This is a genomic window from Reyranella aquatilis (genome assembly GCF_020880995.1).
Taxonomy (GTDB): domain Bacteria; phylum Pseudomonadota; class Alphaproteobacteria; order Reyranellales; family Reyranellaceae; genus Reyranella; species Reyranella aquatilis.
On the sequence record NZ_JAJISD010000010.1, the window covers coordinates 120603 to 139808 of the forward strand.

Annotated in this window: 17 protein-coding genes and 1 tRNA gene; 13 read left to right on the forward strand and 5 right to left on the reverse strand. The window is 67.8% G+C overall.

The window, feature by feature from the left end; genetic code table 11:
- Window positions 1–138: 138 nt before the first annotated feature.
- From LJ725_RS21485 to LJ725_RS21515, 7 genes are all read left to right on the forward strand, one after another.
- Window positions 139–492, forward strand: coding sequence for a hypothetical protein (locus LJ725_RS21485; RefSeq protein WP_230552925.1), 354 nt, complete (start codon window positions 139–141; stop codon window positions 490–492).
- 176 nt (window positions 493–668) lie between these two features.
- Window positions 669–1709, forward strand: coding sequence for a rod shape-determining protein (locus tag LJ725_RS21490; RefSeq protein WP_068189726.1), 1041 nt, complete (start codon window positions 669–671; stop codon window positions 1707–1709).
- A 41-nt stretch (window positions 1710–1750) separates the two neighbouring features.
- Window positions 1751–2650: a rod shape-determining protein MreC gene (gene mreC / locus LJ725_RS21495; RefSeq protein ID WP_230552926.1), complete on the forward strand. Its 900-nt coding sequence runs from the start codon at window positions 1751–1753 to the stop codon at window positions 2648–2650.
- 1 nt (window position 2651) lies between these two features.
- On the forward strand, window positions 2652–3224 hold the full coding sequence (locus LJ725_RS21500) for a hypothetical protein (protein ID WP_230552927.1): 573 nt from the start codon (window positions 2652–2654) through the stop codon (window positions 3222–3224).
- Window positions 3221–5116 carry a penicillin-binding protein 2 gene (mrdA, locus tag LJ725_RS21505; RefSeq protein WP_230552928.1) on the forward strand — a complete coding sequence of 632 codons (1896 nt, stop codon included), beginning with the start codon at window positions 3221–3223 and terminating at the stop codon, window positions 5114–5116. The genes LJ725_RS21500 and mrdA overlap by 4 nt, the downstream gene beginning before the upstream one ends.
- Window positions 5113–6267, forward strand: coding sequence for a rod shape-determining protein RodA (gene rodA / locus LJ725_RS21510; protein WP_230552929.1), 1155 nt, complete (start codon window positions 5113–5115; stop codon window positions 6265–6267). Before mrdA ends, rodA begins: the two co-directional genes overlap by 4 nt.
- Window positions 6268–6362: 95 nt before the next feature.
- Window positions 6363–6438 (forward strand) — tRNA-Lys (locus LJ725_RS21515).
- Window positions 6439–6537: 99 nt separating this feature from the next.
- Here LJ725_RS21515 and LJ725_RS21520 read toward each other — a convergent pair.
- Window positions 6538–7179: a TetR/AcrR family transcriptional regulator gene (locus tag LJ725_RS21520; RefSeq protein ID WP_230552930.1), complete on the reverse strand. Its 642-nt coding sequence runs from the start codon at window positions 7177–7179 to the stop codon at window positions 6538–6540.
- An 83-nt stretch (window positions 7180–7262) separates the two neighbouring features.
- On the opposite strand from LJ725_RS21520, the gene LJ725_RS21525 reads away from it, so the two are divergent.
- From LJ725_RS21525 to LJ725_RS21535, 3 genes are all read left to right on the forward strand, one after another.
- Complete coding sequence (locus tag LJ725_RS21525; protein WP_230552931.1) at window positions 7263–9050, forward strand: sulfatase-like hydrolase/transferase; 1788 nt, start codon at window positions 7263–7265, stop codon at window positions 9048–9050.
- A gap of 153 nt (window positions 9051–9203) precedes the next feature.
- Window positions 9204–11711 carry a cation-translocating P-type ATPase gene (locus LJ725_RS21530; RefSeq protein ID WP_230552932.1) on the forward strand — a complete coding sequence of 836 codons (2508 nt, stop codon included), beginning with the start codon at window positions 9204–9206 and terminating at the stop codon, window positions 11709–11711.
- A 59-nt stretch (window positions 11712–11770) separates the two neighbouring features.
- Window positions 11771–13354 (forward strand): metallophosphoesterase, encoded by a 1584-nt coding sequence (locus LJ725_RS21535; protein WP_230552933.1) that lies wholly within the window; start codon window positions 11771–11773, stop codon window positions 13352–13354.
- Between the two features lie 25 nt (window positions 13355–13379).
- Here the strand turns inward: LJ725_RS21535 and LJ725_RS21540 are convergent, their stop codons facing one another.
- Entirely contained in the window at window positions 13380–13889 is a 510-nt protein-coding gene (locus tag LJ725_RS21540; protein ID WP_230552934.1) for a DinB family protein, read from the reverse strand.
- 85 nt (window positions 13890–13974) lie between these two features.
- Here LJ725_RS21540 and LJ725_RS21545 point away from each other — a divergent pair, with 85 nt between their 5' ends.
- The gene (locus tag LJ725_RS21545) at window positions 13975–15048 is read left to right on the forward strand and encodes an ATP-dependent 6-phosphofructokinase (RefSeq protein WP_230552936.1); all 1074 of its coding nucleotides are present in this window, start codon (window positions 13975–13977) and stop codon (window positions 15046–15048) included.
- Between the two features lie 34 nt (window positions 15049–15082).
- On the opposite strand, the gene prmB is transcribed toward LJ725_RS21545, so the two are convergent.
- Window positions 15083–15964 carry a 50S ribosomal protein L3 N(5)-glutamine methyltransferase gene (gene prmB / locus LJ725_RS21550; protein WP_230552938.1) on the reverse strand — a complete coding sequence of 294 codons (882 nt, stop codon included), beginning with the start codon at window positions 15962–15964 and terminating at the stop codon, window positions 15083–15085.
- A 20-nt stretch (window positions 15965–15984) separates the two neighbouring features.
- Here prmB and LJ725_RS21555 point away from each other — a divergent pair, with 20 nt between their 5' ends.
- Complete coding sequence (locus LJ725_RS21555) at window positions 15985–16377, forward strand: hypothetical protein (RefSeq protein ID WP_230552940.1); 393 nt, start codon at window positions 15985–15987, stop codon at window positions 16375–16377.
- A 4-nt stretch (window positions 16378–16381) separates the two neighbouring features.
- The gene (locus tag LJ725_RS21560) at window positions 16382–17518 is read left to right on the forward strand and encodes a CaiB/BaiF CoA transferase family protein (RefSeq protein WP_230552942.1); all 1137 of its coding nucleotides are present in this window, start codon (window positions 16382–16384) and stop codon (window positions 17516–17518) included.
- Between the two features lie 139 nt (window positions 17519–17657).
- On the opposite strand, the gene LJ725_RS21565 is transcribed toward LJ725_RS21560, so the two are convergent.
- Together LJ725_RS21565 and LJ725_RS21570 are read right to left on the reverse strand one after the other, a co-directional pair.
- On the reverse strand, window positions 17658–18029 hold the full coding sequence (locus tag LJ725_RS21565; RefSeq protein WP_230552944.1) for a thrombospondin type 3 repeat-containing protein: 372 nt from the start codon (window positions 18027–18029) through the stop codon (window positions 17658–17660).
- An 828-nt stretch (window positions 18030–18857) separates the two neighbouring features.
- A complete protein-coding gene (locus LJ725_RS21570) occupies window positions 18858–19193 on the reverse strand; it encodes a hypothetical protein (RefSeq protein WP_230552946.1) in 336 nt (111 codons plus the stop codon).
- Between the last annotated feature and the right edge of the window lie 13 nt (window positions 19194–19206).

A 19206-nucleotide genomic window follows, 5' to 3' on the forward strand; every position in this document is an offset into this window, starting at 1 on the left:
CGGCACAGGCCTTACCCTGAGGAGGCGCGTAGCGCCGTCTCGAAGGGTGACTTCGGGAACGATGTGCGCGTTGCTCGCCCTTCGAGACGCGCCCCTGCGGGGCGCTCTGGTCGGTCGTTTGCCGGAGGGGCTGTCCTAGTGCGCAAGATCGGCGACGCGTCGTTCTTTCGCATCGTCGATCGCCTGCTCGATCCCGGCACGACACGCGCGCTGAGGACGTCGTGGAGCATCGACGGCGTCGACTGGCAGCGCGAGCGGCACTCTTACGCCGGCGCGAGCCATGGCTTCACCGTCGAGGTGACGACGGGGCGCGCCACCGGTGCTGCGCCGTGGACGATGCTGGTGGTGAAGGAATACTGGCGCTCCGGCCGGGGCGAGGAACTGAAGTCGCACCAATGGGCGCACATCGAGGCCGGCCGCCGGGCCGACGTGGTGGCCTGGCTGGAGCGACAGGAGCGACGTCTCGCGGCCGGTCGAGGGGTGCTCGCATAGGCACTTTCAGTCGTCGGGAATCGCCAGCGAGCACAAACGGTGACCATCGGTGCGGCCGTTTGAATCGCCTTGCGAGCCTTGCCTTGCCGGTCTAAACCCGGTCGCACCTCGGGCGCCGGACCTTGGAATGGCGCTAAAATTTCAAGATTTCGCCGTAATTACAGAGACTTAACTCAATGCTGTCGCGCGTCATCGGGCTATTTTCGGCGGACATGGGCATCGACCTTGGTACGGCCAATACGCTGGTCTACGTGAAGGGTCGGGGCATCGTTCTCAACGAACCGTCCGTCGTGGCCCTCACCACGCAGAGCGGCAAGCGGCAGGTTCTCGCGGTCGGCGAAGAGGCCAAGATGATGCTGGGTCGTACCCCCGGCAACATCCAGGCGATCCGCCCGCTGCGCGACGGCGTCATCGCCGACTTCGAAGTCGCCGAGGCGATGATCAAGCACTTCATCTCGAAGGTGCACAATCGCCGCAGCTTCGCCCATCCGCAGATCGTGGTCTGCGTGCCCTCCGGCTCCACCGCGGTCGAGCGCCGCGCCATCCAGGAATCGGCCGAGAGCGCCGGCGCCCGCAAGGTCTGGCTGATCGAGGAGCCGATGGCGGCGGCGATCGGCGCGGGCCTGCCGGTGACCGAGCCGACCGGCTCGATGGTCGTCGACATCGGCGGCGGCACCACCGAGGTGGCCGTGCTGTCGCTGGGCGGCATCGTCTATCCGCGCTCCGTGCGCGTCGGCGGCGACAAGATGGACGAGGCGATCATCGCCTACATCCGCCGCAACCATAACCTCCTGGTCGGTGAGAGCTCGGCCGAGCGCATCAAGAAGACCATCGCCTCCGCCTGCCCGCCGGACGACGGCGAGGGCCGCACGATGGAGATCAAGGGCCGCGACCTGATGAACGGCGTCCCGAAGGAACTGGTCATCACCGAGCGGCAGATCGCCGAGAGCCTCCAGGAACCGGTGAGCGCCATCGTCGAGGCCGTGAAGGTCGCGCTGGAGAACACCGCGCCGGAACTGGCCGCCGACATCGTCGACAAGGGCATCGTGCTCACGGGCGGCGGTGCGCTGCTCGCGAACATGGACACCGTGCTGCGCCAGGCGACCGGCCTGCCGGTCTCCGTGGCCGAGGATCCGCTGCTCTGCGTGGCGCTTGGCACGGGCCATGCTGTCGAGAACATCGTGCGACTTCGCGGCGTCCTTTCTTCGATGTACTAACAGGCCGCGCCGCCGCCCGCTTGGGTTAGAATGGGCAGGAAATGGCGATTCGGGACGACTTCGAGGTAGTCGCGGGCCAGGTGCGCACGGTGGTGCAGCGCTTCGCTCTCGGTCTGCTCGTGATCGCCGCCTTCGGCATCATGCTGGTCGGCAAGGCCGACACCGTCCTGGTCGAGCATGCCCGCGTGCTGGCGCTCGACGTGGCGAGCCCGGTCCTCGAAGCCATCGCTCGCCCGGCGGCCTACGCCAACCGGGCCATTGCCGATCTCCGCGAATTCGCCTCGCTGCGTGAAGAGAATGCCCGCCTGCGCGAGGAGAATACCCGGCTGCTTGCCTGGCAGACCGCGGCGCGGCGCCTTGAGAACGAGAACGAGGGTCTGCGCAGCCTCGCCAAGTTCCGCGAAGGTCCGGAGGCCTCCTTCATCACCGCTCGACTCGTGGGCGACAACGTCAGCGCCTACATGCGCGGTGCGCTGCTGAATGTCGGTCGCCGGGTCGGCGTGGCGCCGGGGCAGGCGGTCGTGACGGGTGAAGGTCTGGCCGGGCGTATCGCCGAAGTGGGCGAGAACAGTTCGCGGGTCCTGTTCGTGACGGACGTCAACTCGCGCCTGCCGGTCCTGATCGAACGTACGCGCGAGCGGGCCATCCTGGCCGGCGACAATTCCCCCCGGCTCCGCCTCAATCTGGTGCAGGGCGTCGCGGGCGTGCAGACCGGCGATCGGATCGTGACCTCCGGCCATGGCGGCAGCTTTCCGGTCGGCATCCCCGTCGGCGAAGTCGTGGAAACCAGCGAGGGCAGCATCCGCGTTCGGCCCTTCACCGATTTCTCTCGCCTCGAGTTCGTGCGCGTCGTCGATTACGGCGTGACCGGCCTCGTCGGACCCGGCGCCCCGTCTTCGCCACCCGCGCCGCCGGGCGGCACCGCCGTACGGTCTCGCTGACATGCGCACCGACGGCACGCTCGCTCTTCTGGACCGCTGGGGCCGCGCCGCGCTTCCGGGCACGGTGCTGCTGTTCTTCGTGCTGCTGACGCTGGCGCCGCTGCGGGCGCCCTACATTTCGGATGCGCTGCCGCTCCTGCCGGCGCTGGTGGTCTTTCAGTTCAGCCTGGCGACGCCCGAGCGGCTGCCGGGACCGCTGCTGCTGGCCCTGGGCGTGCTGCTGGACCTGCTGCTGGGGGGACCCGGCGCCCCGGTCGGCATCAGCGCGCTGGGCTTCGTGCTGATCCGGGCGGCCGTCGTGGCCAACCGCCGCTACCTGGTGGGCGTTCCGTTCCTGTTCCAGTGGATCGGCTTCTGCATCGTCTGCTGGGGCTTCGTGGCGCTGGTCTGGGCTTTCACCACCCTCTGGACCTGGGCACCCATCGATCCGGTGCCGGCGATGCTGCAGTATGTCGTGGTGATCGTGATCTATCCTCTGCTGGCCCCGCTGCTCGCGCGCGTGCGCGCCCGCGACCCGCTGAACATCCCCGAACTGTCGCGCGGCGGCGCGCGGACGGGGGAGACGACGCCATGAAGAATTTCCGCAAGGGCGACGGCGAGCGCAGCGGGCTGTTCACGCGCCGCGCGCTGGTGCTCGGCGGGGCGCAGGCGGTGCTGATGACCGCGCTCGCCGGCCGTCTGTACCAGCTGCAGGTCGTCGAGACCGACCGTTTCTCCACGATGGCCGAAGAGAACCGCATCAACATGCGGTTGCTGGCACCGTCGCGCGGCCAGATTTTCGATCGGAGCGGCGTGCCGCTCGCCGTCAACCGCAACAATTTCCGCGCCATGGCGACGTCGGATCGCGGCCGCGGCGCCGACCTGCTGGTCGAGCGTCTCGACCAGATCTTCAGCCTCGGCGAGGCGGAGAAGATCCGGCTCCTCCGCGAGCTGCGCCGCAGCCGCAGCGCCCAGCCCATCGTGGTGCGCGAAAATCTCGGCTGGGAGGAGGTGGCCCGGCTCGAGTTCAATGCCCCCGACCTGCCCGGCGTGTTCATCGATCTCGGCCAGTCGCGCGACTATCCCGAAGGCGACCTGATGAGCCACATCGTGGGCTACACCGGCCGCGTTGCCGACGAGGATCTTGCCGGCCGCGACGATCCGGTGCTGCAGCTCGCGACCATGCGGTTCGGCAAGAAGGGCGTCGAGCGGTCGCTCGAGGACGACCTGCGCGGTCGCGCCGGCGCCGTCCAGGTCGAGGTCAACGCCGTCGGCCGCGTCGTGCGCGAGCTCGACCGCACGGAGGGCCAGCCCGGCGCCAACGCGCTGCTGACCATCGACCTCGACATCCAGCGATTCGCCACGGAAAAGATGAAGGAGCACAAGAGCGGCTCCGTCGTCGTGCTCGACGTCGTCACCGGCGACGTGATCGCCATGGTCTCGACGCCCGGCTTCGATCCCTCGACCTTCGCGCGTGGCATCACCCAGACCGAGTGGCGCGACCTTCTCGACAATCCCGAGCGGCCTCTGCACAACAAGGCGATCGCCGGCGTGTATCCGCCGGGTTCGACCTACAAGATGGTGACGGCCCTGGCCGCCCTAGAGGCCAAGGTGATCGACCCGTGGACGCGCCTGCCGTGTGCGGGCTTCCTCGAACTCGGCAACATCAAGTTCCATTGCTGGCTGAAGGGCGGCCACGGCTCGACCAATGTCAGCGAAGCCATCGCCATGTCGTGCGACTGCTTCTTCTACGAGGCCGCGCGACGGGCCGGCATCGACCGGGTGAGCGACATGGCCCAGCGCCTGGGCTTCGGCAAGGTGAGCGAGCTCGGCCTGCCGGGCGAATCCGCCGCCAACCAGCCGACGCGCGCCTGGAAGCAGGAGAAGATCGGCAAGCCGTGGCAGCATGGCGACACGTTCAACCTCGGCATCGGCCAGGGCTACATGACGGCGACGCCCCTGCAGCTCGCCATCATGACGGCGCGCATCGCCAATGGCGGCTACGAGGTCCAGCCGAACCTGCTGCTGGCGAAGGCGACGCCGCGCGAGGAGCTGGTGCCGCCGCCGCCGCGCACCAAGCCGACGGCGCCGTCGCTGCGCCTCAACCCGCAGCACCTGGCGATCGTGCGGCAGGGCATGTCGGACGTGGTCAACAGCAGCCAGGGCACGGCCAATGCTTTGCGCGTCAAGCAGGCCGAGTTCACCTTCGCCGGCAAGACCGGCACTGCCCAGGTCAAGCGCATCACCGAGCGGGAGCGCGAGATGGGCATCACCCAGGCCTCGCTGCCCTGGCACCTGCGCCATCACGCGCTGTTCGTCTGCTACGGCCCGGTCGACAATCCGCGCTATGCCTGCGCCGTCATCGTGGAGCACGGGCAGGCCGGTGGCGCGACCGCAGGTCCGATCGGGCGCGACGTTCTGGTCGAGACCATGAAGCGCGATCCGTCGCGCCGCACCGACCGCTTCAAGAAGATGGCGTCGCGATGACCCTCGCGACGATGGGCAGCAGCCCGGCGCTCGACGCGCCGGCGCCGGTCGGTTTCGCCGAGAAGATCTGGCGCATCAACTGGGGCCTCGTGCTGGTGCTGACCGCGATCGCCGGCGTCGGCGTGCTGGCGCTCTACTCGGCGGCCGGCGGCCGGTTCGAGCCGTGGGCCGCGCGCCATGCCGTGCGCTACGGTTCGGCCTTCGTTCTGATGCTGGTGGTGGCGCTGATCCATCCCAAGGTCTGGTTGTCGCTCGCCTGGCCGATCTACATCGTGTCGGTGCTGATGCTGGTGGCGGTCGACGTCATCGGCAAGATCGGCATGGGCGCCCAGCGCTGGCTGGTGATCGGCCCGATGCAGATCCAGCCGTCCGAGATCGCCAAGGTCGCCGTCATCCTGGTGATCGCGCGCTACTATCACGGGCTGCGGCGCGAGCAGGCCTCGCAGTTCCTCTACACCCTGCCGCCGCTCATGATGATCCTGGTGGTGGTCGGCTTGGTCATGGTCCAGCCGGACCTCGGCACTGCGATGATGGTGCTGATGGGCGGCGGCGCGCTCCTGTTCGTGGCGGGCGTGCGGATCTGGATGTTCCTGGCGGCCGGCATCGGCGCGGTGGCCTGCCTGCCCATCGCCTGGTCGCTGATGCACGACTACCAGAAGAAGCGCGTGCTGACCTTCCTCGATCCCGATCGCGACCCGCTGGGCGCCGGCTACCACATCACCCAGTCGAAGATCGCCATCGGCTCGGGCGGCATGTTCGGCAAGGGGTTCCTGAAGGGCACGCAATCCTCGCTGAACTTCCTGCCCGAGAAGCAGACCGACTTCATCTTCACGACCTTTGTCGAGGAGTGGGGCATGGCGGGCGCCCTCGTGCTGCTCGGCCTGTTCACCCTGGTCGTGATCTGGGGCTTCTCCATCGCCTTCCGCAGCCAGCATCACTTCGGGCGCCTGCTGGCGCTGGGCGTCACGGCAATGCTGTTCCTCTATGTGTTCATCAACACCGCGATGGTGATGGGCATGCTGCCGGTCGTGGGCGTCCCGCTGCCGCTGGTCAGCAACGGCGGCACGGCGCTGCTGTCGGTCATGTTCGCCTGCGGGCTGCTGATCGGGGTCAACGTCTACCGCGATGCGCAACTGCCGCGGACCCGGTAGCCGGCCGCAAAATTCCTTCGAACAGGGCTATCGACAAGGCGGAACAGCCTTGGTATAGCCGCCGCCTTCCGGGCAATGACCCTGCTAGGCAGTGGGGGCGCATAGCTCAGTTGGTAGAGCAGCTGACTCTTAATCAGCTTGTCCCAGGTTCGAGCCCTGGTGCGCCCACCAATGCCCGCGAGTATTCAGCTGATCGATCCACAGGAACATCAACGGTACGCGTCGGGCCACGGCCGCGCGGCCTTCAATTCGCGCGCAGACTGAGCGCCCTCAGAAGAGAGGCAGCGGCTTGGCGGCGACCTGCCGGGCGCGGGCCGGGCGGACGCCGAGGGCGCGCAGGATGGCTGCCGTGACCGCCGTGGCGTGTCCCTTGCGGGCCGCGCCGAGGGCGATGTTGCGCATGCCTTCCATGGTGGTGCCGATCACCAGGTCGAGGGCCGCAGCCTCGCTGTCGACGGTGAACTCGCCCGACTTCACGCCCTTGCGCAGCTCCGTCGCCACGAAGCCCGTGATGGTCTTGCGGAATGCCGGATCGATCGAGGCGACGTCGAGGATGAGGAGCGCCCAACTCGGACTGTCCTTCGCCAGGCCGAGGTAACGGCGGCAGCCGGCGGCCATCTGTTCCGCGGCGGTCTCGAGCTGCGCGCGGCCCGGTGCGCTGCGGCTGCGGATCGTCTCGGCGATGTCGAGGGCGACCGCGCCGACGAGATCGGTCTTGCTGCGAAAGTGATTGTAGACGGTGCCGATGGTCACGTCGGCGGCGGCCGCGATCTGGGGCAGGGAGGTCGCTGCGACGCCGCGTGCCGAGAATACCCGGATCCCCGCAGCGATCAGCTGGCGGCGCGTTCGCTCGCGTTTGGAAAGCCGTGCGCCGGAATCTGCAGGCTGCAGGATGTCGGGAAGACGCTCCATGTCGGCTTTCAATTGCACTTGTCGTTCAATTTTGGATGGATCATACAATTTCTGCGGGGAGAGTTTCCGACACGAGTATTGTCATGACACAGCGTAAAGCATCCAGGCCAGACCCGGCACGGCGGGCCTTCCTCACGACGGCATCCGGCGCCGCGCTCGCCACGTTCCTCGCGCCCTCGCTCGTCCGCACGGCTCGGGCACAGACACCGGCGGCGCCCGCGGTTGTTCCCGCCAGCAACCGGAATGCGCGGCCGAACATCCTGTTCGTCTTCACCGACCAGGAACGCTATCACGCGCAGTGGCCCCGGGGCCTGTCCCTGCCCGGGCATGAGCGCCTGCAAAATCGCGGAGTAGCGTTCACGAACCACCAGTGTCCGGCGACGATGTGCACCTCGTCGCGCTCCGTGATGATGACGGGACTGCAGACTCCCGACAATGGCATGTTCGAGAATCTCGACGTGCCGTGGATGCGGGACCTGCCGCTCGCGCATCCCACGCTCGGGCATCTGCTGCGCAAGGCCGGCTACCACACCGCCTACAAGGGCAAGTGGCATCTCAGCAAGGCGACCGACACGCGCGAGATCGGCTCCTTCATGACGGCCGAGATGGAGAAGTACGGCTTCGCCGACAACTTCTCGCCCGGAGACCTGATCGGGCACACTCTGGGCGGCTACGCCTTCGACCATCTGACCGCCGGCAGCGCCATCAATTGGCTGCGCACGTCGGGGCGGCCGTTGTCGGACGAGGGCAAGCCGTGGTGCATGACGGTGAGCTTCGTCAATCCGCACGACGTCATGTACTTCAACACCGACACGCCGGGTGAGAACGTCCAGGACACCGGCAGGCTGCGCCTGCACGCGGCGCGCGCCCCCGAACATGCGCTGTACAAGTCGTCCTGGGATATCCCCGTGCCGGCGACGCTGCGGCAGCCGTTCGATGCGCCCGGCCGGCCGCCCGCGCATCGCGAGTTCGACCGGATCTGGGACTATATCCTGGGCAACGTGCCGCTCGAGGATGCGCGCTGGAAGCGCTTCAACGACTATTACATCAACTGCATCCGCAACGTGGATCGCTCGATGGAGGCCCTGTTCATCGAGCTGGAATCGCTGGGCCTGGCCGACAACACCATCATCGTCTTCACAGCCGACCACGGCGAGATGGCCGGTGCCCATGGCCTGCGCGGCAAGGGACCCTTCGCCTATCGCGAGACCACCCACCTGCCGTTCCTGGTCGTCCATCCCGACGTGAGGGGCGGACAGCAGTGCCGCTCCCTGTCGAGCCATATCGACATCGTGCCGACGCTGCTGTCGATGGCGGGCGTCAAGAAGGATCAGGCCGGCGAATTCGCCGGGCGCGAACTGCCGGGGCGCGACCTGTCTGCCGTGCTCGCCAATCCCGGCAGTCAGCCGATCGACGCCGCACGATCCGCGACCCTGTTCACCTACAGCGGGCTGGCCAGCAACGACGCCGCCGTGTTTGACTTCGCCGCGAAGGCCTTCCTTGCCGGCAAGGATCCGAAGGAGGAGGCGAAGCGTCAGGGCTTCAAGCCCGATCTGCGCAAGCGCGGCCACGTCCGGTCGACGTTTGACGGCCGCCATCGCTTCACGCGCTACTTCTCGCCGCTCGACCACAACAGTCCCAGGACTCTCGACGAACTGTTCAAGTGGAACGACGTCGAGTTGTTCGACCTGTCGAGCGACCCGATGGAGACCAACAACCTGGCGGTCGATCGCAAGGCCAATGCCGAATTGCTGGTCGCCATGAATGGCAAGCTCGAGGCGATCATCAGGGCCGAGATCGGCAAGGATGACGGGCGCGAGCTGCCCAATCTGCCGGGCGTTGACTGGGGCATCGACAAGATCGACCTCTAGTCGGGCCTTCCGGCGGCGCTTGATCTGGCGCAATGTCGTCGCAACGGCATTGCGTGATCAAGTGCTCATGTCCGCCTGGGGGAGCCTCGTGCATGCGATCGGGACGATGACGAGGATTGCGACGACGCCCTTTCGCCGGCGCGTCGGCCCCTCATGACGTCGGACTTCACAGGCCTCACCGAGCAGGAGGCCGGGCGCCGTCTTGTGGCCGATGGGCCGAACGAGCTTCCGTCCGCGGGTCCGCGTCGCCTCTGGCAGATCGCATTCGAGATACTGCGCGAGCCGATGTTCGGCCTGCTGCTGGCGGGCGGGGCGGTCTATGTCGCCCTCGGCGACCTGGTCAGCGGGGCGGTGCTGATGGCCTTCGCCTCGCTCTCGGTTTCCATCTCGATCGTTCAGGAGATTCGCAGCGAGAAGGTTCTCGATGCCCTGCGGGCGATGACCAGCCCGCGTGCGCTGGTGATCCGGGACGGCCGATCACGGCGCATCCCGGGACGGGAGGTCGTCCGCGGCGATGTCGTGCTGGTCGCCGAAGGCAACCGCATTCCCGCCGATGGCGTGCTGCTGGAGGCGCGCGAGCTGCTGGTCGACGAGTCCATGCTGACGGGCGAATCGGTGGCGGTGGCCAAGCGCGCCCGCGGTTCCGAAGCCGAGGGAGAGGGCCTGCGGCCCGGGGGAGATAACATCCCTGCCGTCTTCTCGGGCTCGCTGGTGGTGCGGGGAACGGGCGTTGTGCTCGTCCTTGCCACGGGCGCGGCGACCGAGATCGGCCGGATCGGCAAGTCGCTCGCCTCGATCGATGCCGCCACGCCGCGCCTGTCGCTGGAGACGCGGCGGCTGGTCAGGCTGTTCGCCATGGGCGGTCTGCTGGCGAGCGTGGCCGTGATCGTGACCTACGGGCTGTTGCGCGGCTCGTGGCTGGACGCGGCGCTGGCCGGCATCGCGGTGGGCATGGCGATGTTGCCCGAGGAGTTTCCGCTCGTGCTCGCGGTCTTCATGACCATGGGCGCCTGGCGGATCTCGCAGGCCCGTGTGTTGACCCGCCGCGCCACCGCCATCGAGACGCTGGGGGCTGCCACGGTCCTCTGCACCGACAAGACCGGCACCCTGACGCGCAACCAGATGACGGTGGCGGCATGCGTTCCCGCGGACGGGTCGGACCGCGTGCAGCTCCTGCGCTGGGCCGAACTCGCCTGCGTGCCGGAAGCCTTCGATCCGATGGACCGCGCCATCGCGCAGGCGGCATCGGTGCAACCGGAGAGCCGCTCGCTGGTCCGCGGCTACGGCCTGTCGGCCGACCTGCTGGCGGTGACCCAGGTCTGGCGGTTGCCCGGCACCGCGCGGCTCGCGGTGGCCGCGAAGGGCGCACCCGAGGCGATCATTGATCTCTGCCGGCTCTTGCCGGAGCAGGCTCGCGCCGTTCGCGACATGGTCGAATCGCTCGGCGCACAGGGCATTCGTGTCCTTGGCGTCGCGCACGGCTGGTCGGACGAGGAGTCCTTGCCGAATTCCCCCCGCGGCTACTCCTTCCAGTGGGCAGGTCTGGTAGGGCTGGCGGATCCGCTGCGCCCCGAAGTGCCGGTGGCCATCGCCGAATGCCTGGCCGCTGGTCTGCGTGTGGTGATGATTACGGGCGACCATCCGACCACCGCGAGGGCCATCGCCCGGGAAGCCGGCCTGTCCGCGGACACGGTGCTCACCGGTCAGGATCTGCTGGGCCTCTCCGACACTGAACTGCGGACCCGGGTCGAGACCGTCGGCGTGTTCGCGCGCATCCTGCCCGAGCAGAAGCTGCGGATCGTCGAAGCCCTGCAGGCCAGAGGCGACGTCGTGGCGATGACCGGCGACGGCGTCAACGATGCGCCGAGCCTCAAGCGCGCCGACATCGGCATCGCGATGGGCGGGCGCGGCACCGACGTGGCACGCGAGGCGTCATCGATCGTCCTGCTCGATGACGATTTCGGCTCGGTCGTGCGAACCGTTCGGCTCGGACGTCGCATCTACGACAATCTGCGCAAGGCCATGGGCTACATCGTGGCCGTCCATGTGCCGATCGCGGGCATCGCGCTGCTGCCGCTTCTGACGGGACTGCCGCTCATCCTGTTGCCGGTGCACATCGCCTTCCTCGAGATGATCATCGATCCGGCCTGCTCGGTCGCCTTCGAGGCCGAGCACGAGGAGCCCGACGTGATGACCCGGCCGCCGCGTGCGCCCGATGCCCGACTGTTCTCGCCGTCGATGCTGGTGGCGAGCGTGCTGCAGGGCGTTGCCGCGCTGCTGGTGACCTCCTTGGTTTACCTTCTTGCCGTGCAGCGTGGTATGCCGGAGGACGATGTCCGCACACTGACCTTCTTTACTCTGGTGCTTTCCAATCTCGGACTGATCGTCGCGAACCGCTCCTTCCGCGGACACCCGTTCGATTTCCTGACCGGGGGCAACCGGGTGCTGCTCGGCATACAGGTGCTCACGATCGCCTTTCTGGCCGCCACCGTGACCATCCCTCCGGTGCGGCGCCTCTTCGGCTTCGGACCGTTGCACCTCCACGACGCGGCAATGGTTGCGCTGGCCTGCAGCCTGCTGGGCATGACGCTCGCTCTCCTGCGCTGGCTCGGACGGCGCTGGAGCCGGACCGGCCCGCTTCAGCGAACGGGCCGGCGCTGAACGCCGGGGACTTTCCCCCGTCGAGGCTTGCTACACTGCGGTGCTTCCGGAGTTCAGTCATGCGCCCTGCCGCCTTCGTCCCCTTCCTCTGCCTCGTGCTGGCGTGCTTCGGCGCGCAGGCGCAGGTTCCCTCCCGCGACTTCTTTGCGTTCGTGCTGCTGGCCGAGGGAAGCGACGGCCTGCCCCTGCCGATCGTCCGCAGCGTGGCCGAGGGCGCCACGGCCTGTCCCGTCCTGCGCACGACGGCGGGCGGTGGATCGACGACGATGACTCTGCGTCGCCGTCCGCCGGGCGGTCACTTCGACGCCGTGATGGTCTGCGAGGCCCGTTATCCGGTCGGCGAGGCGGCCAGCGTCTTCCTGGGCGACCGCCGCATCGACCTGCCGGTCGTCTCGCTCGGCACGCCGCGCCGCGTGGTGCTGATCGGCGACAGCGGTTGTCGCGGCGAGACGCTCGCCAAGCCGCAATATTGCGGCGGCGACGGCTTCGCCAAGGTCTGGCCGTTCGGCATCCTCTCCGAGGAGGAGGCACACAAGCGCCCCGATCTCATCGTGCATGTCGGCGACTACAATTATCGCGGCACCGAGCGGGGCCTCGTGCTTCCCACCAGCCTCACCGGCTACGCCGCGCCGCTCAAGGTGAGCGTGTACGACACCGGCGACCTCGACGACGAGGACGAGGCCAGCCTGCCGATCGGGGCCGCCTACTGGAGCCAGAACATCGAGGGCAGTCCCAATCCCGACAAGTGGAGCAACTGGCGCGACGATTTCTTCCGGCCGGCCGCCCGGCTGCTGGTGGCGGCGCCGTGGCTCTTCAGTCGCGGCAACCACGAACTCTGCAGTCGCGGCGGTCCCGGCTGGTTCTATCTGCTGGATGCCAACTCACCCCTGCTGGGTCCCGGCCGTCACCAGAAGGAGTGTCCGCCGCAATTGCCGGCCGACTGGCGGCCCGGTGCATGGCCCAAGCCGCCCGCGCTGCCCTTCTCCGGCCAGCCCTTCCCGATCACCTCAAACGGGCCGTTCCGGCTGAAGCTCGGCAGGCTGAACATCATCGCCATCGATTCCGCCAACGCCGCCGATGCCGTGCTCTACAATCTCGAGACCTACCTCGCGCAGTATGGCGAGGTGGCGCGGATGCTGGCCGAGGATCCGACGCCGACCTGGCTGGTGACACACCGGCCCGTCTGGGCCGTGGTCAGGCGCGACAAGGGCGGCCCGATCGGGCTCACGCCCTACGGCTTCATCAACGAGACGCAACGAGAAGCGATCCATCGCGTGTTCCGCGGAGGCCTGCCGCGCCACGTCACGGCCGTCATCGCCGGACACATGCATCGGTTCCAGGCGATCGGTTTCGACGGGCCGCATCCGCCTCATCTTGCCGTGGGCACCGGCGGCATGGAGCTGTCGCACGTCCAGCCGCCCCCCTCGCCGGAAAATCCCAAGGCGCCGGTGCGCGTGGACGGGCTGGACAGGGGCCCGGCCTATGTCGTGGGTCTGCGCGATTTCGCGGCGATGATCGTGCAGCCCGTCGAGGACGGGACCTGGAGCAGCGTGCTCTACGGCATCGAAGGCCAGACGCTGGCGATTTGCGATTCGCGCTGGCCGGGGCCGGGCCGGCAGCGCTCGATCTGCGAACTGAAGTGAGGCCTGCGGCCGGCTGCTCGTTCGCTCACGCCCGGCCGGCGATGACCTCGCGCTGATAGAAGAGCAGGTCGAGTTCCGGTGCATCCTGGCCAAGCCCGGTCAGGATCATGTGCGCCTGACCGCGGTGATGGGTCTGATGGTTGAACCAGTGGTTCAGGGCGGGCATGAGCTCCTGAACGAATTCGTCCGGCGTCGAGACACGGCGGTAGCGGATGACGCCGGCGAGCCTCGCCTCGTCGAGACTGTCGATCCAGGCGACGATGCGCTGGTCCTCGGCTTCGCGCGCCGCGCGCAGACCGGTAAAGTCGTCGTGCAGGATCGCGTCCAGGCGCTCCGGTGCATCGCCTTCGCCGGTGAAGCGTTTCATCCAGATGCGATCGGTCGCCAGCAGATGATTGAGGGTGCCATGCATCGACTTGAAGAAGGCGCCGCGGTCGGCTCGATAGTCGGCTTCGCCGAGCCGTGCAGCAGCGGCGTACAGACGGGCATTTGCCCAGGCATTGTATCTCGCGAAGGTGACATAATGTTTCTTCATGCGGTCATCCTGCACTGCCGCGTTGGCGGTTCAAGATTGATTGGCAGCTTCAACCTGTCGGCCCTGGATTGCCCGGAGTGAGCAGATGACGAAACGGATCGGCATCCTGACGAGCGGCGGCGACTGCGCCGGCCTCAACGCTACCATCCGCGCGGTGGCGTTGCGCGCCCATCACGGACACGGATGGACGACGGTCGGCGTGCGGTACGGCACGCTCGGACTGCTGGAGCGACCAGTCGAGGCGGTGCCGCTGGATCCGGACCGGCTGAGTGCGGCCCTGGCGCGCCAGGGCGGTACCTTCCTCGGCAGCACCAATCGTGGCGATCCCTTCGCCTTTCTGATGCCTGACGGGAGCCGGATGGACCGCTCGGGCGAGATGCTCGACGGCCTGAAGCAGCTTCGCCTCGACGGGCTGATCGGCGTCGGCGGCGACGGCAGTCTCGCCATCCTGCGTAAGCTGCTGGCGCCGTCGGGCATTCCCTTCGTCGGCATCCCCAAGACCATCGACAACGATGTCGGCCACACCGAGCGCGCCGTCGGCTACTCCACGGCCGTCGCCATCGCCACCGAGGCACTCGACCGCTTGCAGCCGACCGGCACCAGCCACGAGCGCACGATGGTGCTGGAAGTGATGGGGCGCGATGCCGGTCATATCGCCATCGCCGCGGCGATCGCGGGCGGCGCCGACGTCGTGCTCATCCCCGAAGTGCGCTGGACGCTGGAGAACGTCGTTGCCCACATCGCCCGCCTGCGAGCTGTGGGGCGCACCTCGGCGTTGGTCGTCGTGGCGGAAGCAGCCGGCCATTCGGACGAAGCGGCCGATCCGTCCGCCGACGCACCCGATCACGGCGTCGGCGAATGGCTGGCCAAGCGGCTGGCCCGGGCGACCGGGGCGGAAGCGCGGGCCACGGTACTGGGCCATGTGCAGCGCGGCGCCATGCCGACGGCCGAGGATCGGCTGCTCGCTTCGGCGCTGGGCGTGCGCGCCGTCGATCTCCTGGCCGAAGGCAAGGGCGACCATATGGTGGCCTGGTGGAACCGGCAGGTGATCGACGTGCCGCTGTCGAAGGTCGTCGGCCGGTCGCGGACCGTCGATCCCGACGGCACCCTGATCCGCACGGCGCGGGCGTTGGGGATATGCCTGGGAGATGCGGCTTAGCGGAGCGCTCCAACGATGCCGCTTTGCCGGGGGATCACGCCAGATCGCTTCTCGACAGCCAGAAGACCTCGCCCTCGCTGAGTTCTGTGTCGAGCCACAGAAAGGGGAGCTTGGGGTAGGCGGCTTCCAGCGGGGCGCGGCCGCGGCCGATCTCGCAGACGAGGCCACCGCTTTTTGTCAGGTGCTTCGGCGCATCCACCAGGATGCGATGAACGAGGTCGAGCCCGTCTTCGCCGGCCGCCAGCGCCATCCGCGGCTCATGCCGGAACTCCGGCGGCAGCATCGCCATGCCGCCGGCATCGACATAGGGCGGGTTGCTGATGATCAGGTCGTAGCGCTGGCCCTGCAGCGGCCTGAAGAGGTCGCCGCGATGGAGCGTGATGCGGTCGCCCAGCCGATGCGTCGCCACGTTGCGCCGCGCCAGCGCCAGCGCGCCCGGCGACAGGTCGACGGCATCGACCCTGGCGCGCGGGAAGGCGAGTGCGGCGAGGATTGCGAGGCAGCCCGAGCCGCAGCAGAGGTCGAGGATGCGCCGGGGCTTGGCGATGGGCAGCGCGCCGCCGGCGAGAAGGTCGCCGATGAAGGAACGCGGGATGAGCGCGCGCCGGTCGATGTGGAAGCGCACGCCCTGCATGTAGGCCGCTTCCAGCAGATAGGGCGCGGGCATGCGCAGGGCGACCCGCGCCTCGATCAGGGTCACGAGCCGGGCCTTCTCGGCCGGGGTCGGCACGAGGTCTAGCCACGGGTCGATCCGGTCGATCGGCAGCCGAAGCGCCTCCAGCACCATGAAGGCGGCCTCGTCGACGGCATTGGTCGTGCCGTGGCCGTAGGCCAGCCTCGCGGCGCGAAAACGCGCTACCGCGAACTTGAAGAAATCACCCAGGGTGACGAGAGAGGGTTTGGTCGGGCGCGCCATGCGGGCCTACATTACCGGATATGAATCGCCGCGCGCTTCTTTTCGCGGGTCTTGCCGTCGCAGCGGCGGCAGCCGCGCCGGTCCGGGCCGCCCCGGCGGAGATCAGGGTGATCCTGGTCGGCGGCCCCGATTGCCCGCCTTGCGTGCGCTGGAAGCGCGAGTATCTCGAAGCCTGGGTTGCCTCGCCCGAGTTCCGCCAGGTCATCTGGGAAGAGGTCGAGGCTGCGCGCTTCCGCGACGCCTATCAGGAGCGATACTGGCCGGGCGACCTGGCGCCGATCCTGAAGCAGATCCCGCGCAAGAGCGGGGCGCCGCGCTTCCTGATTGTGCAGGCCGGTCGGCTCGTGTCGAACCATCTCGGCGTCAGCAAGTGGGCGAACACGCTCGACGATCTCCGCAATCTTCTGGGATAGCAACATGGCAGGCGCTCTCGACGGTCTGGTCGTGCTCGACCTAACGACCCATCTCTCCGGCCCGTTCTGCGGCATGCAACTCGCGGACATGGGCGCCGACGTCATCAAGATCGAGAGTCCCCAGGGCGATTCGATGCGCGGTGCGCCGCCCTTTCTCGAGGGCGAGTCGGCGCCGTTCATGCTGTGGAACAGGAACAAGCGCGGCCTGAAGCTCGACCTGAAGAACGAGGAGGATCTCGAGGTTTTCTGGGACCTGGTCGACGGCGCCGATGTCGTGCTGGAGAACTTCCGTCCGGGCGTGATGAAGCGGCTGGGCCTGGGGTGGGAGGCGCTGCACGCCCGCAACAAGCGGCTGGTCCTGGGCTCGATCTCGGGCTTCGGCCAGACCGGCCCATACGCCGGGCGCGGCGGCTTCGACCTCATCATCCAGGCGATGTCGGGACTGATGTCGGTCACCGGCCCGAAGGACGGCCCACCCTATCGCATTCCACTCGCCATCTCCGACGTCGGCGCCGGGCTCTATCTCACCATCGGCGTGCTGAGCGCGCTGCAGGCGCGGCACAGGACGGGCGAGGGCCAGTGGGTCGAGACCTCGCTGCTCGAAGCCACCGTGTCGCTGGGCGTCTACGAGGCGGCCAACTACTTCGCCAACGGCATCCGGCCGGAGAAGCTCGGGCAGGGGCATCGCGGCTCCTCGCCCTACCAGGTGTTCCAGACGGCCGACGGCTGGCTGACCATCGGCGGGGCGCAGCAGAACTTCTTCCGAAAGTTGTGCGCCATGATCGGCAAGCCCGAACTCGCCGACGATCCGCGCTTCAAGGCCAATGCCGACCGGGTGCGGAACAACGAACAGATCGTCGGCATCCTGCAGGCCGAGATCGTGAAGCGCACGACCGACGACTGGATGGCGGCGCTGGAGAAGGAAGGCATTCCGGCCGGACCGGTGCTCCACCACGACGAGGTCTTCGCCGATCCGCAGATCCTGGCACGCGGCATGGTGGCCGAGGTCGAGCATGCAATGGCGGGCCGACAGAAGACGCTGGGCGTGCCGCTCAAGCTCTCGGCGACGCCGGGCGGGGTTCGCCGCCCGGCGCCGACGCTCGGCCAACACGATGCCGAAATCCGCGGCAAGCGCCGTTAGATAGCCGCCTCTCCCGTCGCATGGGAAGGTGTCGCGTCACAAGCGACGGAGGGGCACGCTGGCCCAGTCTTCCTTCGGCATTCCCGGACATCGCGAAGCGATATCGCGAAGTCCGGGAGGCCAGGCCTTGCCTGGCCCGTTACCAACGCGAACGCTGGTACTTGTCGGGAACGCCGTCGCCGTTGCGGTCCCGGTCGTAGCGGTCGGGGATGCCGTCGCGGTCGCTGTCCCTCATGCGCCGGTAGGGCGATGGCTGGGCCACCGGTACCGGCACGTAGCGGGTCTGGGTGACCACCTGCGGCCGCGGCGGCGGCGTGTAGTAGGAGTAGCTCGGCGCCGGCCGGTAGTAGCTCGGCTGGCTGACATAGTTGTTGGAGTAGCCTGAGTAACCGTAGTTCGACGAGCCGTAGCCCGGACTATAGCCGTAGGTGGTCGGATAGCCCGACTGTTCGACACATCCCGCCGTTACCATCACGAGGCCCGCGGCGGCGAGCCAACTGACGCAGCGCATTTCTTTCCCTCCACCGGGAAGCCCGCCGTTCGCGAGCGGGACCTTCCCATGAGAGGAGAGTGGCAAGCGACGATGTCTCCGTGTTGTTGCAATCGGGATTTGTTGAAGGCATCCGTGATCGACTGGTGACCGGCGGCGCCTAGCGGAGCGGACCGAGCGGCGAGCCCAGTGTGCTACTGGCCGGAGGCGGGACGGGCGGCGGACCCAGGATGCTGTTTCTCGGGTCCGGCCCGCTGGAATGGAGGAGGCTGCGCGGCGGCTCGGGCTGTTTGTACTGGTAACGGTCGGGAATGCCATCGCCGTTCCAGTCGCGATCGCGACCGTATTGGACTGGCCTGCGGTTGGGCTCGTCCCGGTGAAGGAGCGGCCGGGAGGAGCTCTCAGAGGCCGCCGGCTGTGGTGACGGCGCCGGGGCCACGGGCGAGTATTCGAGCGGCGCCGGGCGTGACTGCGCCGGCAGACCCGGATTGCTGCCCGTTCGAACGCCGGATGAGGGGGCTTCGTCCTCGATGGCCGGCCTGTAGGTCTTGGGACCGCCCGCGGGCAGCTCGCAACCGGCCGTCACTATCGCAAGGCTCGCGGCGGTGAGCCAGTTCACGCAGCGCATCATCCCTCCTTTGTTCTGGATTCTACCAAAACGAGCATGATGATAAGTAAAACACGCATAGGAGGCAACGCGGAGGCGGGATCTGTCGAAGGCTAATCCAAATGGCTGCGGATGTGAGCGAAGCGGCGGATTCCGGGAAGGTACTCGATACCGGTGCCGAATCGAAACCGGCTCCCGAAGGAGTTCGGGAGCCGGTCGATGGCGATTGGGGAGAGAGCCGGTTAACGCTGGAAGACGTCCGGGATCTGGTCTCCGTTGGCATCGATGTCCCGGCGGTTGGGCACGCCGTCCCGATCGTAGTCGCCGTTCGGACCGCGGCGGCCCTGGTAGGAATAGCGGCTGTTGGTGTTGTAGCCGTTCCGGTAGTAGGCGCTGTTGTTGTTGTAGGCGTAGTAGTTGCCGCTATAGGCCGGCTGGGCCGCATAGTAGCCGTTGTTGTAGACCGGACGCGTATTGTAGCCGTTGTTGTAGGCGTACGAATTGTCGTAGCCGGTCTGGGTACAGGCAGCGGTCGCGGCCAGAAGGCCCGCCGCCATCACGAACTTCAGCTTATTCATCGCTACCTCCGTT

Bases quoted from the DNA above. Each gene is read 5' to 3' on its own strand.
- LJ725_RS21570 (WP_230552946.1), bottom strand. From the start codon at position 19,193: ATGAATAAGCTGAAGTTCGTGATGGCGGCGGGCCTTCTGGCCGCGACC.
- LJ725_RS21545 (WP_230552936.1), top strand. From the start codon at position 13,975: ATGACGAAACGGATCGGCATCCTGACGAGCGGCGGCGACTGCGCCGGC.
- LJ725_RS21535 (WP_230552933.1), top strand. From the start codon at position 11,771: ATGCGCCCTGCCGCCTTCGTCCCCTTCCTCTGCCTCGTGCTGGCGTGC.
- LJ725_RS21490 (WP_068189726.1), top strand. From the start codon at position 669: ATGCTGTCGCGCGTCATCGGGCTATTTTCGGCGGACATGGGCATCGAC.
- LJ725_RS21565 (WP_230552944.1), bottom strand. From the start codon at position 18,029: ATGCGCTGCGTCAGTTGGCTCGCCGCCGCGGGCCTCGTGATGGTAACG.
- LJ725_RS21560 (WP_230552942.1), top strand. From the start codon at position 16,382: ATGGCAGGCGCTCTCGACGGTCTGGTCGTGCTCGACCTAACGACCCAT.
- LJ725_RS21525 (WP_230552931.1), top strand. From the start codon at position 7,263: ATGACACAGCGTAAAGCATCCAGGCCAGACCCGGCACGGCGGGCCTTC.
- LJ725_RS21530 (WP_230552932.1), top strand. From the start codon at position 9,204: ATGACGTCGGACTTCACAGGCCTCACCGAGCAGGAGGCCGGGCGCCGT.
- LJ725_RS21500 (WP_230552927.1), top strand. From the start codon at position 2,652: ATGCGCACCGACGGCACGCTCGCTCTTCTGGACCGCTGGGGCCGCGCC.
- rodA (WP_230552929.1), top strand. From the start codon at position 5,113: ATGACCCTCGCGACGATGGGCAGCAGCCCGGCGCTCGACGCGCCGGCG.
- LJ725_RS21540 (WP_230552934.1), bottom strand. From the start codon at position 13,889: ATGAAGAAACATTATGTCACCTTCGCGAGATACAATGCCTGGGCAAAT.
- mreC (WP_230552926.1), top strand. From the start codon at position 1,751: ATGGCGATTCGGGACGACTTCGAGGTAGTCGCGGGCCAGGTGCGCACG.
- prmB (WP_230552938.1), bottom strand. From the start codon at position 15,964: ATGGCGCGCCCGACCAAACCCTCTCTCGTCACCCTGGGTGATTTCTTC.
- LJ725_RS21520 (WP_230552930.1), bottom strand. From the start codon at position 7,179: ATGGAGCGTCTTCCCGACATCCTGCAGCCTGCAGATTCCGGCGCACGG.
- LJ725_RS21555 (WP_230552940.1), top strand. From the start codon at position 15,985: ATGAATCGCCGCGCGCTTCTTTTCGCGGGTCTTGCCGTCGCAGCGGCG.
- mrdA (WP_230552928.1), top strand. From the start codon at position 3,221: ATGAAGAATTTCCGCAAGGGCGACGGCGAGCGCAGCGGGCTGTTCACG.